The organism is Pseudomonas sp. LS2P72 (assembly GCF_054897865.1).
In genome coordinates this window covers 2,871,004-2,882,676 of the sequence record NZ_CM142708.1, presented here as the reverse complement: position 1 = coordinate 2,882,676, position 11,673 = coordinate 2,871,004, and the positions used below count along the sequence as shown (strand labels likewise).

Annotated in this window: 14 protein-coding genes; 6 read left to right on the top strand and 8 right to left on the bottom strand. The window is 61.4% G+C overall.

The window, feature by feature from the left end:
• Positions 1-45: 45 nt before the first annotated feature.
• The 4 genes from ACYZUA_RS13250 to ACYZUA_RS13235 all read left to right on the top strand — a co-directional run bounded on the left by ACYZUA_RS13250 (position 46) and on the right by ACYZUA_RS13235 (position 3,499).
• Complete coding sequence (locus tag ACYZUA_RS13250) at positions 46-1,089, top strand: Rieske 2Fe-2S domain-containing protein (RefSeq protein WP_095128528.1); 1,044 nt, start codon at positions 46-48, stop codon at positions 1,087-1,089.
• A 135-nt stretch (positions 1,090-1,224) separates the two neighbouring features.
• Positions 1,225-2,355, top strand: coding sequence for a helix-turn-helix transcriptional regulator (locus ACYZUA_RS13245; protein ID WP_046054842.1), 1,131 nt, complete (start codon positions 1,225-1,227; stop codon positions 2,353-2,355).
• An 87-nt stretch (positions 2,356-2,442) separates the two neighbouring features.
• A complete protein-coding gene (gene nudE / locus ACYZUA_RS13240; RefSeq protein ID WP_403144318.1) occupies positions 2,443-2,991 on the top strand; it encodes an ADP compounds hydrolase NudE in 549 nt (182 codons plus the stop codon).
• A 340-nt stretch (positions 2,992-3,331) separates the two neighbouring features.
• Entirely contained in the window at positions 3,332-3,499 is a 168-nt protein-coding gene (locus ACYZUA_RS13235) for a hypothetical protein (RefSeq protein WP_415760027.1), read from the top strand.
• 53 nt (positions 3,500-3,552) lie between these two features.
• On the opposite strand, the gene dmpG is transcribed toward ACYZUA_RS13235, so the two are convergent.
• Genes dmpG through ACYZUA_RS13215 form a run of 4 tightly spaced genes read right to left on the bottom strand, consistent with a single transcriptional unit; the run spans position 3,553 to position 7,158 of the window.
• A complete protein-coding gene (gene dmpG, locus ACYZUA_RS13230; RefSeq protein ID WP_461963434.1) occupies positions 3,553-4,587 on the bottom strand; it encodes a 4-hydroxy-2-oxovalerate aldolase in 1,035 nt (344 codons plus the stop codon).
• 13 nt (positions 4,588-4,600) lie between these two features.
• Entirely contained in the window at positions 4,601-5,509 is a 909-nt protein-coding gene (locus tag ACYZUA_RS13225) for an acetaldehyde dehydrogenase (acetylating) (protein WP_415760026.1), read from the bottom strand.
• 18 nt (positions 5,510-5,527) lie between these two features.
• On the bottom strand, positions 5,528-6,319 hold the full coding sequence (locus tag ACYZUA_RS13220; protein ID WP_461963433.1) for a fumarylacetoacetate hydrolase family protein: 792 nt from the start codon (positions 6,317-6,319) through the stop codon (positions 5,528-5,530).
• Complete coding sequence (locus ACYZUA_RS13215) at positions 6,316-7,158, bottom strand: alpha/beta fold hydrolase (protein WP_461963432.1); 843 nt, start codon at positions 7,156-7,158, stop codon at positions 6,316-6,318. Before ACYZUA_RS13215 ends, ACYZUA_RS13220 begins: the two co-directional genes overlap by 4 nt.
• Before the next feature lie 163 nt (positions 7,159-7,321).
• Here ACYZUA_RS13215 and ACYZUA_RS13210 point away from each other — a divergent pair, with 163 nt between their 5' ends.
• Both ACYZUA_RS13210 and ACYZUA_RS13205 read left to right on the top strand, forming a co-directional pair.
• The gene (locus tag ACYZUA_RS13210; protein ID WP_461963431.1) at positions 7,322-8,095 is read left to right on the top strand and encodes an SDR family oxidoreductase; all 774 of its coding nucleotides are present in this window, start codon (positions 7,322-7,324) and stop codon (positions 8,093-8,095) included.
• Positions 8,096-8,112: 17 nt separating this feature from the next.
• Positions 8,113-8,610: an SRPBCC family protein gene (locus ACYZUA_RS13205; protein ID WP_461963430.1), complete on the top strand. Its 498-nt coding sequence runs from the start codon at positions 8,113-8,115 to the stop codon at positions 8,608-8,610.
• A gap of 186 nt (positions 8,611-8,796) precedes the next feature.
• Here the strand turns inward: ACYZUA_RS13205 and ACYZUA_RS13200 are convergent, their stop codons facing one another.
• The 4 genes from ACYZUA_RS13200 to ACYZUA_RS13185 are packed head-to-tail and all read right to left on the bottom strand — an operon-like array spanning position 8,797 to position 11,664.
• Positions 8,797-9,186, bottom strand: a complete 390-nt coding sequence (locus ACYZUA_RS13200; protein ID WP_461963429.1) for a steroid Delta-isomerase — start codon at positions 9,184-9,186, stop codon at positions 8,797-8,799.
• Positions 9,187-10,389: an acetyl-CoA C-acyltransferase gene (locus ACYZUA_RS13195; RefSeq protein WP_461963428.1), complete on the bottom strand. Its 1,203-nt coding sequence runs from the start codon at positions 10,387-10,389 to the stop codon at positions 9,187-9,189.
• 31 nt (positions 10,390-10,420) lie between these two features.
• Positions 10,421-10,879, bottom strand: coding sequence for a MaoC family dehydratase (locus ACYZUA_RS13190; RefSeq protein WP_461963427.1), 459 nt, complete (start codon positions 10,877-10,879; stop codon positions 10,421-10,423).
• 2 nt (positions 10,880-10,881) lie between these two features.
• Complete coding sequence (locus tag ACYZUA_RS13185) at positions 10,882-11,664, bottom strand: SDR family oxidoreductase (protein WP_461963426.1); 783 nt, start codon at positions 11,662-11,664, stop codon at positions 10,882-10,884.
• Positions 11,665-11,673 lie beyond the last annotated feature (9 nt).

Genomic DNA, 11,673 nt, shown 5'->3' with positions numbered 1-11,673 from the left:
ATCCGTGACAGGCGCCAAACCCGTGAACCCTGGGAGAATAATAAGATGAGTACCTTGCACCGCATCGAAGCCAAACTGCTGGAAGACCGCTACGCCCGTGGCTGGCATTGTCTGGGTCTGGCCGCCCAATACCGCGACGGCAAAGCCCATCGCCTGGAGGTGTTCGGCACCCGGCTGGTGGCCTTTCAGGGCGAAGACGGCGAGCTGCATATTCTGGATGGCTACTGCCCGCACATGGGCGCCGACCTCAGTACCGGTTGCGTTGAAGGCAACTCGATTCGCTGCCCGTTCCACGCCTGGCGATGGGGTGCCGATGGTGTCTGCGATGACATTCCTTACGCCAAACGCATTCCCCCACGGGCCCGGCTCAAGAGCTGGCCGCTCATGGAAGAAAACCAGTTGCTGTTCGTCTGGAATGACCCGGAAGGCAACCCGCCGCTCCCTGAGCAACGCATCCCGCGCATTGACGCCTGCTTCAGTGACGAGTGGGCCGCGTGGGAAGTCGCCGAACTGCAGATCGGCACCAACTGCCGCGAATTGATCGACAACATCGCCGACATGGCGCACTTCGGCACGGTGCATGGCGCCCCCGTCGAGGCGTTCAGCAACGTTTTCGAAGGTCACCTGGCCACCCAGATCATGAGCGCCCGCAGTGAGCGCTTGTCCGGCGACAGCGCGTTGAGCACCGTGGCCACCTACTTCGGCCCAGCCTACCAGATCACCGAGATGACCGGCGCGATGAATGGCCAGCCGATCCATTCGATCCTGCTCAACTGCCATGTGCCGATCGACCTCGACAGCTTCACCCTGCGCTACGGCGTGCTGGTGAAAAAGATTCCCGGTCTCAGCGAAGAACAGAATCAGGCGATGGCCAAGGCCTATGTGCAGCAAGCACAGGAAGCCTTCTACGAAGACGTGACGATCTGGCACAGCAAGACCCGCGTCGACAACCCGCTGCTGTGTGACGGCGATGGCCCGGTCTATCAGTTGCGCCGCTGGTACGAGCAGTTCTACACCGACGTCGCGGCGCTCTCGGCCGACGTGCTGGAGCAAAAACGGTTCGTCGTGCGCGCCACCGAACGGGCCTGAACACAGCGGCCTGTCGCGCTCCCTGCGCCTGACCGGCAGCCGCCCGTCAGGCCTTGAGCCCGAGCGTTGCAAGGAGTCGATATCGGCGCTTATTCTCGGCCACCGCCAACGCTAATAATAAGAACGGTTTTCCCTATGCAGCAGAGCCTCAGCCTCGATACGTTCAGTGATTTGATCGGCAACCTCTATCAGGGACCGCTGGAAACCATTCCCTGGGCGACCTTTCTCAACCAGCTCAACGTGTACCTGGAAAGCAAGTACGTGACCTTCATCCTGCGTCCGCCCAGCGCGCATGTGGATGGCTTGATGGTCAACACCACTGGCACGTCGACCGAGGCGACCGCGTCGTATAACAAACACTTTTTCACCCTCGACCCGTTCGTCGACCTGCCCAACCGCCAGGTGGTGACCCTCGCCGAGTTCGTGTCCAACGACGATTGGCAGCACTCGGAGTTCTACAAGAATTTCCTAGAACCGGTGGATGTTTTTCACATCCTCGGCGCCGACATCAACACCTGCGACGGCGCCCAGTGCCGTATCCGCATCAGTCGCGGACGCGATGACAAGGCCTTCGGCAACGAAGAGAAAGCCTTGCTGACGCACTTCATTCCGCACCTGGAACGCTCGATCAAAATCCACATGCAGCTCAATCGCATCGAAGCCGAGCGCAACCTCTACGCTGGCGCGGTGAATCAATTGGCGGTCGGTACGATCATCCTCGACGAGGCTGGCAAAGTGCTGCAAACCAACCAGGTCGCCGATCGGCTGATCCAGGAAAAGGACGGCATCAAACTGGTCAATGACGGCCTGCAAGTCGGCACCGCGCGAGACACTCAAGAGTTCCGGCGCCTGGTGAAACAATCGCTGCTCTCGCAAAAAAGCAGCAACCCGTCGGTGGTCGAAGCCCTGCGCGTGCAACGGCCGTCCGGGCGGGCGGACCTGGGGATCATCGTGCGCTCGGTGCCGTTGTCGGACTGGAGCGAAGGCAAACAATGCCCCACCGTGGTGATTTTCATCAGCGACCCGGAACAACAATCCACCGCACCACAGGAGATCGTCCGCGCGCTGTTCGACTTCACCCCGGCCGAAACTCAACTGGCCATGTTGTTGGCCAACGGCTTAACCCTCGACGAAGCCTCCGAGGAGCTGGGCATCAGCCGCAACACCTCGCGGGCACACCTGCGGTCAACGTTCTCCAAGACCGGCGTGACCCGCCAGACCATGCTTGTGCGGTTAATCCTGCGCAGCGTGGCGACCCTCGGTTAGCGTTCAACCTCCGCCCTCGTCCGCTCGGACGATGGCGGCCATCCCGGCACGGCGCACAGTGGCTTTATCCCAACCAGGGGCCTGACCATGCGCAACTGTCCGACCATCCTCAAGACTGAATTGCTGGCTGAAAGCGGCTATTTTCAGATCGAAGCTTTGCACCTGCAATTCAGCAACGGCCAGCAGCGGGTTTACGAGCGTCTGCGCGGCACCGGCTATCGCTCGGTGATGCTGGTGGCGATGCCCGATCCGCTGCATGTGTTGCTGGTGCGTGAATATGCGGTCGGTGTCGAAAAAACCGTGCTCGGCCTGCCCAAGGGCGGCGCAGAGCCTGATGAAGACTATCTGCAAGCGGCGCAACGCGAACTCTGCGAAGAGGTCGGGATGCGCGCTGCACGCCTCAGCGAACTGGGTGAACTGACCCTGGCACCGGGTCACCTGTGCCATCGCTACCGGGTGGTGCTGGCCGAACAGTTGAGTCCCTGTCAACTGGTCGGCGACGAGCCCGAACCGCTGGAATGCCTGCGCGTGCCGCTGGCGCAGATCCCCGACCTGGTGGCCCGCGGCGAACTCAATGAAGCACGGGCCATTGCTGCACTGTTCATGGCTATGGGCGCCCTCGCCCGGCGGGGTTGACGTAAATACCAGACAGTTCGCAAAACCTGTGGGAGCCGAGCTTGCTCGCGATGAGGGCGGCACATTCAACATCGATGTCGCCTGACACACCGCCATCGCGAGCAGGCTCGCTCCCACAGGGGATTCGGGGCGCACACAAATCCCAGGCAACACACAAAAACCTGTGGGAGCGAGCCTGCTCGCGAAGAGGTCGGCACAATCAATATTGATGTCGGCTGACACACCGCCTTCGCGAGCAGGCTCGCTCCCACAGGGGCCTGTAGTCCATTCGGACGAAGCCACGTTCCGCCAGCCGCAATACCTTGCCTCTACAACAATAAAATCCGTGTCGAGGCTCGCTATGCGAAAAGCCACCTGTGCCCTGTTCATCATCGTCTGCGCCAGCAGCACCGCCAGTCTGTGTCAGCTGTTCAAGAATGAAGCCTACCGACCGACCACTGCGTTCTTCAGTTGCTCGGCCAGTGCCATCAATTGCTATCCCCCGCTGGTGCGTAATCTGCTCCCATAAAAAAACCACCGGGCCTGCAAGCAAGGCCGGTGGCTTTTTGTGCTGTCGCCAGATCAGGTTGGCAAGACACCCCGCGAACGTGACAGGGTCAGCGCCAGGTCTTCGATCATGTCTTCCTGACCGCCGACGGTGCCGCGTCGACCCAGTTCCACCAGCAGCTCACGTGCGGCAATGCCGTACTTTTGCTCGGCACGTTTGGCGAACAACAGGAACGAACTGTAGACCCCGGCGTAACCCAGGGTCAGTGCATCGCGGTCGAGGCGGATCGGCTGGTCCATCATCGGCACTACCAGGTCTTCGGCAACGTCCATGATCCGGTACAAGTCGATGCCACTGTTGACGCCCATCCGCTCAAGCACCGCGACAAACACTTCGAGCGGCGTATTGCCCGCCCCTGCGCCCAGCCCCGCCACCGAACCGTCGATACGGGCGGCGCCCGCCTCGATCGCGGCAAGGGAATTGGCAATCGCCATGCCCATGTTGTGGTGACCGTGAAAACCGACTTCGGTCCCGGCGCTCAGCCCAGCTCGCAATGCAGCGATTTTCTCGGTGACTTCATCAGGCAGCATGTAACCAGCCGAGTCAGTGCAGTAAATGCAGTTGGCCCCATAACTCTCCATCAACCGCGCCTGCTCCAGCAGTTTTTCTGCGCTAACCATGTGCGCCATCATCAGAAAGCCGACGGTATCCAGGCCCATCTTCGACGACATGCCGATGTGCTGGCCAGAAACGTCCGCCTCGGTGCAGTGGGTGGCCACGCGAATGGTCGACACCCCGTGTTCATGGGCCATTCTCAAATGATCGAGGGTGCCGATACCCGGTAACAACAGCGCCGAAACCTTGGCCTGTTTCATCCGCGGGATCACCGCCGCGAAGTATTCCTCGTCGCTGTGGGCGGGAAAACCGTAGTTCAGCGACGCACCGCCCAGACCATCGCCGTGGGTGATTTCGATCAGCGGCACGCCGGCCGCATCGAGACCGGTCGCTACCGAGATCATCTGTTCCAGGCTGATTTGATGCTGTTTGGCATGCATGCCGTCGCGCAGGCTCATGTCGTGCAGACGGACGCTGTTACCTTGCAAATTCATGGCAATTCTCCACTCAACGGACTGGCAGTTGCAGGGTGCCCTTGTGGGCTTCTTCGGCGAACATCTCGGCGGTACGCAGCCCCGCAGCGGTCATGATGTCCAGGTTGCCGGCAGACTTTGGCAGGAAGTCGCCGAGGCCTTCGACTTCGATGAAAATCGACACCTTGTGCCCATCAAACACCGGGCCATTGATCAGCTTGTAGCCGGGAACATAACGCTGCACTTCCTTGACCATCTGCAACACCGAGGTGCGAATGGCGTCCTGATTCGGTTCGTCATCCGTCAGGCAGTGGATGGTGTCGCGCATCATCAGCGGTGGCTCGGCCGGGTTGATGACGATGATGGCCTTGCCGCGTCGGGCGCCGCCGATCTTCTCCACCGCACCGGCCGTGGTGCGGGTGAATTCGTCGATGTTCTGGCGAGTGCCCGGGCCGACCGAACCGGAGGACACGGTGGCGACGATCTCGCCGTAACTCACCGGCTGGACCCGCGACACTGCCGCGACCATCGGAATGGTCGCCTGGCCACCGCACGTCACCATGTTGACGTTCATCGCCAACGTCGCCGCATGCTCCTTGAGATTGACCGGCGGCACGCAGAACGGGCCGATGGCCGCGGGCGTGAGATCAATCATGATCACCCCCAGTTCGTTGAGCTTGCGGCTGTTTTCCGCGTGCACGTAGGCCGAGGTGGCATCGAAGGCGATGCGAATATCATCGTCGAGCACATGGGGCAGCAGCCCGTCGACGCCCTCGGCCGTGGTTTTTACGCCCAATTCACGGGCGCGTTTAAGGCCTTCGGATTGGGGGTCGACGCCGACCATCCACACCGGCTCGATCCATTCCGATCGGTACATTTTCATCAGCAGGTCAGTGCCGATATTGCCCGGGCCGATAATGGCCGCTCTGAGTTTCTTGCTCATCCGGTTAAACCCCACAGGTCAGGCGCAGAAGGACACCTGGGCACTGCCCAGGCCATCGATGGTCAAGGAAAAAAGGTCGCCCGCACGCGCAGGCTCCAGCGGCACCAAAGAGCCTGAGAGAATGATTTCCCCGGCCTTGAACGGAATACCGAAAGCACCCAAAGTGTTGGCCAGCCAGGCCACGGCCGTCAGCGGATTACCCTGCACCGCCGAGCCCAAACCTTCGCTGAGAGGCTCACCATTCTTGAACACACGCATGCGCAAGTTGGGCAAATCCAGCGTCCGTGGATCGACCTGAGCATCGCCCAGCACGAACACACCGCAAGAGGCGTTGTCGGCGACGGTGTCTTGTATGCGGATCCGCCAGTCATGAATCCGTGAGTCGACTATCTCGAAGCACGGCATCACATATTCGGTCGCTTCCAGCACGTCGGCTTCGGTAACACCGGGGCCGATCAGATCGTGCTTGAGCTTGAAGGCAATCTCGCCCTCGGCGCGCGGCTGGATCAGCTTGTTCGCGGCGAGGGAGATTTGTGCGTCATTGGCGAATGACATCTGCCGGGTGATGAAGCCGAAATCCGGCTGATGCACATTGAGCATTTGCTGGACCGCCGCCGACGTCACGCCGATTTTTTTGCCGACAATCCGGTCACCGGCGGCCACCCGGCGCTCGATGCTGTAGAGGGAAATATGGTAGGCGTCTTCGATGCTGATCGATGGCCAGCGCTCGGTCAGCGGCGCGAGGGTGGTGCCGCTCAGCAACGCCTGATACAGCTCTTCGCCGAATTGACGGCGCAGTTGCACGCTCATCGCTGTGCCTCCTGGAAAAATGCCAGGCACTCGCGATTGAACAGTTCACGGTGCTCGACCATCACCCAATGCCCGCATTCGCTGAGCAGGACAAAGCGAATGTTCTGGCAGTGTTGCATCATCGTTTGCGCACCAGAAACCGGGCAGAATTTGTCGTTCATGCCCCAGAAACCGAGGATCGGACACTGCAACTCGCCGAGGCGCGAGGTCATGTTCGGCACTTGCATGGTCGACAACACGCAGACCGGTTGCTGTCGCACCACTGCGACCCGCTCATTGACCGTTGCGTCGCTGATCAACGACTCATCGAACAGTTGCAGCGCCAGCAGCCGGCGCATTCCGCCCGCATCGTGCAGTTCACCCTTGGCGAAGGCCGCGCCCATTTTCTGGATGCCTTCCATCTGCAAGTAATACTGTTCTTTTTCCATCAGGCCGCCGGGTGCCATCAGCACCAGCCGGCTGACCCGCTGCGGCTGGTCGAGGGCCAGTTTGATCGCTATCGCACCGCCCAGAGAATTGCCGACCAGCAGGCATCGCTGGATATCCAGGGCATCGAGCAGATCGCACAAGGCGGCGACAAAGAAGTCCAGGGTGTAGAGGGTGTCGGGTTTATCCGATGCGCCATAACCCGGCAGGTCCGGGACGATGGTCCGGTAGCCTGCCGCGACAAACACTGGGTAGTTCTGCTTGAAGTTGCTGTGGCCGCTGGCGCCCGGCCCGCTGCCGTGAATAAAAATCACCGGCTCGCCGCTGCCGATGTCCTGCCCGCCGATATCCAAATAGTGCAGCTGCAAACCATCCGGCAGCGTAACGAAGTGCCCTTGCGCTGATGCGTCCATAAGGTGTCCTCCCGGCCTGTTGTTGTCGCCGGATTATTCCGAGCGCCCGGGCAAACAACATCGTCCGACAGGACTACGTCGCCCTAGTCTTTTCGGACGTTGGCCTGTGGGTGCTACGGACCTAGCATCGGCAGCATTCCCGAGCGATAGAACGAGGCATCCCATGCTTGATCCGTTGGACTTTCGCGGCAAAGTGGTACTGGTCACAGGTGGTGGCAAAGGAGTCGGTCGCGGCATCAGTCAGCGTTTTCTCGACTGTGGTGCTGACGTGGTGATCTGCGGTCGCGAAGCACCGGACACCCTGCCTGCCAGCGCTGGGCGCGAGGCGCAGTTTCTGCCCTGCGACCTGCGGGATGTCGAGCAGTCCGGCCGGTTGATCGACAGTATCGTCGAGCGTTTCGGTCGCCTCGATGTATTGGTCAACAATGCCGGTGGTTCGCCGAATGCCGACGCGGCCAATGCCTCGCCGCGCTTTAGCGAAGCGATCATCCGCCTCAACCTGTTGGCGCCGCTGAATCTCTGTCAGCAGGCCAATCAGGTGATGCAGGCGCAAACCGACGGTGGCGCAATCATCAATATTTGCAGCGTCAGCGCGACGCGTCCCTCGCCGGGCACTGCCGCTTATGGTGCGGCCAAGGCCGGGCTGCTGAACCTGACCGGTTCGCTGGCGGTGGAATGGGCGCCCAAAGTGCGGGTCAACGCTGTGACGGCCGGGTTGATTCTCACCGAGCAGGCGGCCATGCATTATGGCGATCAGGCGAGCATTGCCCGGGTAGCAGCGACCATCCCGCTGCAACGCCTGGCGGCTCCGGAAGACATCGGCGATACCTGTCTGTACCTGGCCTCAACGTTGGCACGTTATGTCAGCGGCGCGGACATCACCGTACACGGCGGTGGCGAACGCCCGGCGTTTCTCGATGCAGCGCAATCCCATTGAACAAGAGGAATTCCAATATGCCCGCGATTGCTCGCCACAGCGTCTTGCTCGACCTCACCCCACAAGCCGCGTGGGCCAAACTGCGCGACCTGAGCCTCGCCCCGCATTACGTGCCGGGCCTGACCGGTTGCCAGTTTCATCCCGGTGCACGCGAAGGGCTCGGCGCCAGTCGCCGGGTGTTCCGCAAAGGGGGGCAGTGGCTGGATGAGAGCGTGGTGCAATGGCAGGAAGGTGTCGGTTTTGTGCTGATTTTGCACAAGGCCAGCGGCGGCGCGCCCTTCCCGTTCCGCGAAGCCAGCTTCAGTTATGCCTTGCAGGCTGAGGGTGACGCGACACGCATCACCACCCAAATGAACTACAGCCTGCGCGGTGGCCGACTGGTGGAATGGTTGCTGGCGAAGGCGTTCAACAACGTCGTGCGTGAGATCGCCGAGAACCTCAAGGCCTTCTACGAAACCGGGCAGACGCAGAATCGCGATTTGCTCGCCGCCACGCCTCAGGAACGCGCCCTGTAGCAGCTGCCGAGCCTGCGAGGTTGTGGTGAGGGGATTTATCGAAACGTCGCACCGCCCCGTTCGGCGGCGAAGCCGTCGTAATCCATTGGACGCGGTGTGGCTGGAAAAAACAGGGGCCGCTTCGCAGCCCAACGGGGATAAATCCCCTCACCACAGCCTCGCAGGCTCGGCAGCTGCTACGGGGATTTATGCGTGGCTTTGGGGGGTTAGGTTCGCCTCGCTCCAATAGGCTTTCATCGAGCGGATCTTGCCGTCTGCATCGAACTCCATCACGTCGATCACATGAAGCGAACACGGTTGCCCGAACCACTCCATGTCGACCCGAAACGGCATCGCCCCACAACCGTTGAGTGTCGCCCGAACCGGGCCGGTCAGGGTCGCCGAGACTTTGCTCGCGCCCAGCCCTTCACGGTAGAAACGTTCGATGGCGACAAGGCCCCGAATCGGCGGTTGGCCGACGGGGTCTTCGACTACCGCGTCCTGACCATACAGCGCAATGATTGCGTCGATATCACCGGCATCCACCAATTCCACATAACGCGCCATAGTCGCTTGAATCTGTTGTGCACTAATCATTCAGAGCACCTCGAACAGTGCGGCGGCACCCATGCCGCCGCCGATGCACATACTCACCACCACGTAACGCAATCCGCGGCGCTGCCCCTCGACCAACGCGTGACCGACCATCCGCGCACCGGACATGCCGAAGGGATGGCCCACCGAAATCGCACCACCATTGACGTTCATGCGTTCGGGGGGAATGCCCAGGGTGTCGCGGCAATACAGCACCTGGCAGGCAAACGCCTCGTTCAACTCCCAGAGGCCAATGTGGTCCACGGTCAGGCCATGGCGCTTGAGCAGTTTCGGGATGGCGTAGACCGGGCCGATGCCCATCTCGTCGGAGTTGCAGCCAGCGACCGCCATCCCGCGATAAATCCCCAGCGGCTCCAGGCCACGCTTCTCGGCCAATTTGGCACTCATCAACACCGAGGCCGAAGCACCGTCGGACAGCTGCGAGGCGTTGCCGGCCGTGATGAAGCGGCCCTTTTCACTCCACTGACCGCCCGGCCACACCGGTTCCAGCGCATTCAGGCTTTCGCGGGTGGTGTCGATGCGGTTGCACTCGTCGCGCAGCAAGGTGACGGTCTCAAAGCGGGTTTCGCCACTGGCCTTGTCGAAGATCGCCTTGCGGCTGGTCAGTGGCGCGAGTTCACGGTCGAACAATCCATTACTCTGGGCCAGCGCGGTACGCACCTGGCTCTGATAGCTGTATTCGTCCTGTTCCTCGCGGGAAATACCGTAACGCGCGGAGACGATCTCGGCGGTTTCGATCATCGGAACGTAGGCGCGGGGATCAAGCTCGATCACCGAGCCTGACTGATTGCGGTACAGGTTCTTGTGCTTGTTCTGCACCAGCGAAATCGACTCCAGGCCACCGGCCACGGCGATGTCGATTTCATCGCACATGATGCCTTTGGCGGCCATGGCAATGCTCATCAGCCCCGATGAACACTGGCGCTCGACCGCCATCCCGGCGACCGAGGTCGGCAAGCCGCCGGCAATCGCGCACAGACGCCCCAGGTTATAAGACTGCGTGCCCTGCTGCGCTGCCGCGCCGATGATCACATCGTCCACTTCGCCCGGCTCGATGCCGGCGCGACGCACGGCTTCGCGCACCACATGGCCGCCGAGCTGCGGGGCGTCGGTGTCATTGAATGCACCGCGAAAGGCTTTGCCGATCGGGGTACGGGCGGTCGAAACGATGACGGCTTCTTTCATGCTGGATTCCTCGAATGTTCTGCTAAAGGGTTCACGCGGGGTAGTAACGGCTGATGGTGTCGACCACACAGCCGGGACGTTCCTCGCCGTCGATTTCGACGCTGACGCGAATGGTCGCCTGAACGCCGCCCTTGACCTCCTCGACCGCCATCAATTGCGCACTGCCGCGCACCCGCGAGCCAACACGCACCACCGTGGGAAAGCGCACCCGCTCGCAGCCATAATTGACACCCATGGCAATGCCGCGCACCTCGACGATCTGCGGTAAAAACAGATTGACCAACGCCAGGCTCAGATAGCCATGGGCGATGCAGGCGCCGAACGGACCGCTGGCTGCCTTGAGCGGATCGACGTGAATCCACTGGTAATCACCGGTCGCCTCGGCGAACCGGTCGATGCGGTCCTGCGCAAGCACCAGCCAGTCGCTGACGCCCAGCACCTCTCCCACGGCATCGTGCAAGGCGAGGGGCGTGTCGAAAATACGTGGCATGTTCAAGCCCTCTGACTGGAAACCGACAACACTTCGCCGGTCATGTAGGAGCTGTAGTCGCTGGCCAGAAACATCATCACGTTGGCCACTTCCCAGACCTCGGCGGCACGACCAAACGCTTCGTTGGCGGCGAGTTGATCAAGCACTGCCTGAGGGGCGGACTTACGCAGGAAATCGTGCAACGCAATGCTCGGGCTCACCGCGTTGATGCGGATTCCGTAGTCGGCGGCCTCGACCGCGGCGCAACGGGTCAACGCCATGACCCCGGCCTTGGCCGCGGCGTAGTGCGACTGCTCTTTCTGCGCCCGCCAGCCCAGCACCGAAGCGTTGTTGACGATGACCCCGGCACGCCGCTCGATCATCTTCGGCAACATCGCACGGGTCATGCGCATGGTGCCGGTGAGCGTCACATCGAGGACCCGGTTCCACTCCTCGTCCGTCATGTCCACCAGCAGCCGTGAACCACCAAGACCGGCGTTGTTGATCAGCACATCGACGCCCTGCAGATCGCGCTCGGCGCAGGCAATCAGCTGTTGAACCTGAGCTTCGTCAGCGACATTGCAGACCTGACCGAAGACCTGTTGCAGACCGGTCGCTTCGCGGATTTTCGACACCGCTTCTGCCAGCCGGCCTTCATGGATATCGCTGATCATCAAGGCGCGGCAACCCTCCTCGGCGGCACGCACCGCGGCGGAAAAACCGATACCGGCCCCCGCCGCAGCCGTGATCAGCACCGACTTGTCACGCAACAGGCCGTGACCTGCAACATAGTTGGGAACAGACATGGAAAACTC

Excerpts from the sequence above, each read along its gene's own strand:
- ACYZUA_RS13250 (WP_095128528.1), top strand. The coding sequence starts at position 46 with ATGAGTACCTTGCACCGCATCGAAGCCAAACTGCTGGAAGACCGCTAC.
- ACYZUA_RS13245 (WP_046054842.1), top strand. The coding sequence starts at position 1,225 with ATGCAGCAGAGCCTCAGCCTCGATACGTTCAGTGATTTGATCGGCAAC.
- nudE (WP_403144318.1), top strand. The coding sequence starts at position 2,443 with ATGCGCAACTGTCCGACCATCCTCAAGACTGAATTGCTGGCTGAAAGC.
- ACYZUA_RS13235 (WP_415760027.1), top strand. The coding sequence starts at position 3,332 with ATGCGAAAAGCCACCTGTGCCCTGTTCATCATCGTCTGCGCCAGCAGC.
- dmpG (WP_461963434.1), bottom strand. The coding sequence starts at position 4,587 with ATGAATTTGCAAGGTAACAGCGTCCGTCTGCACGACATGAGCCTGCGC.
- ACYZUA_RS13225 (WP_415760026.1), bottom strand. The coding sequence starts at position 5,509 with ATGAGCAAGAAACTCAGAGCGGCCATTATCGGCCCGGGCAATATCGGC.
- ACYZUA_RS13220 (WP_461963433.1), bottom strand. The coding sequence starts at position 6,319 with ATGAGCGTGCAACTGCGCCGTCAATTCGGCGAAGAGCTGTATCAGGCG.
- ACYZUA_RS13215 (WP_461963432.1), bottom strand. The coding sequence starts at position 7,158 with ATGGACGCATCAGCGCAAGGGCACTTCGTTACGCTGCCGGATGGTTTG.
- ACYZUA_RS13210 (WP_461963431.1), top strand. The coding sequence starts at position 7,322 with ATGCTTGATCCGTTGGACTTTCGCGGCAAAGTGGTACTGGTCACAGGT.
- ACYZUA_RS13205 (WP_461963430.1), top strand. The coding sequence starts at position 8,113 with ATGCCCGCGATTGCTCGCCACAGCGTCTTGCTCGACCTCACCCCACAA.
- ACYZUA_RS13200 (WP_461963429.1), bottom strand. The coding sequence starts at position 9,186 with ATGATTAGTGCACAACAGATTCAAGCGACTATGGCGCGTTATGTGGAA.
- ACYZUA_RS13195 (WP_461963428.1), bottom strand. The coding sequence starts at position 10,389 with ATGAAAGAAGCCGTCATCGTTTCGACCGCCCGTACCCCGATCGGCAAA.
- ACYZUA_RS13190 (WP_461963427.1), bottom strand. The coding sequence starts at position 10,879 with ATGCCACGTATTTTCGACACGCCCCTCGCCTTGCACGATGCCGTGGGA.
- ACYZUA_RS13185 (WP_461963426.1), bottom strand. The coding sequence starts at position 11,664 with ATGTCTGTTCCCAACTATGTTGCAGGTCACGGCCTGTTGCGTGACAAG.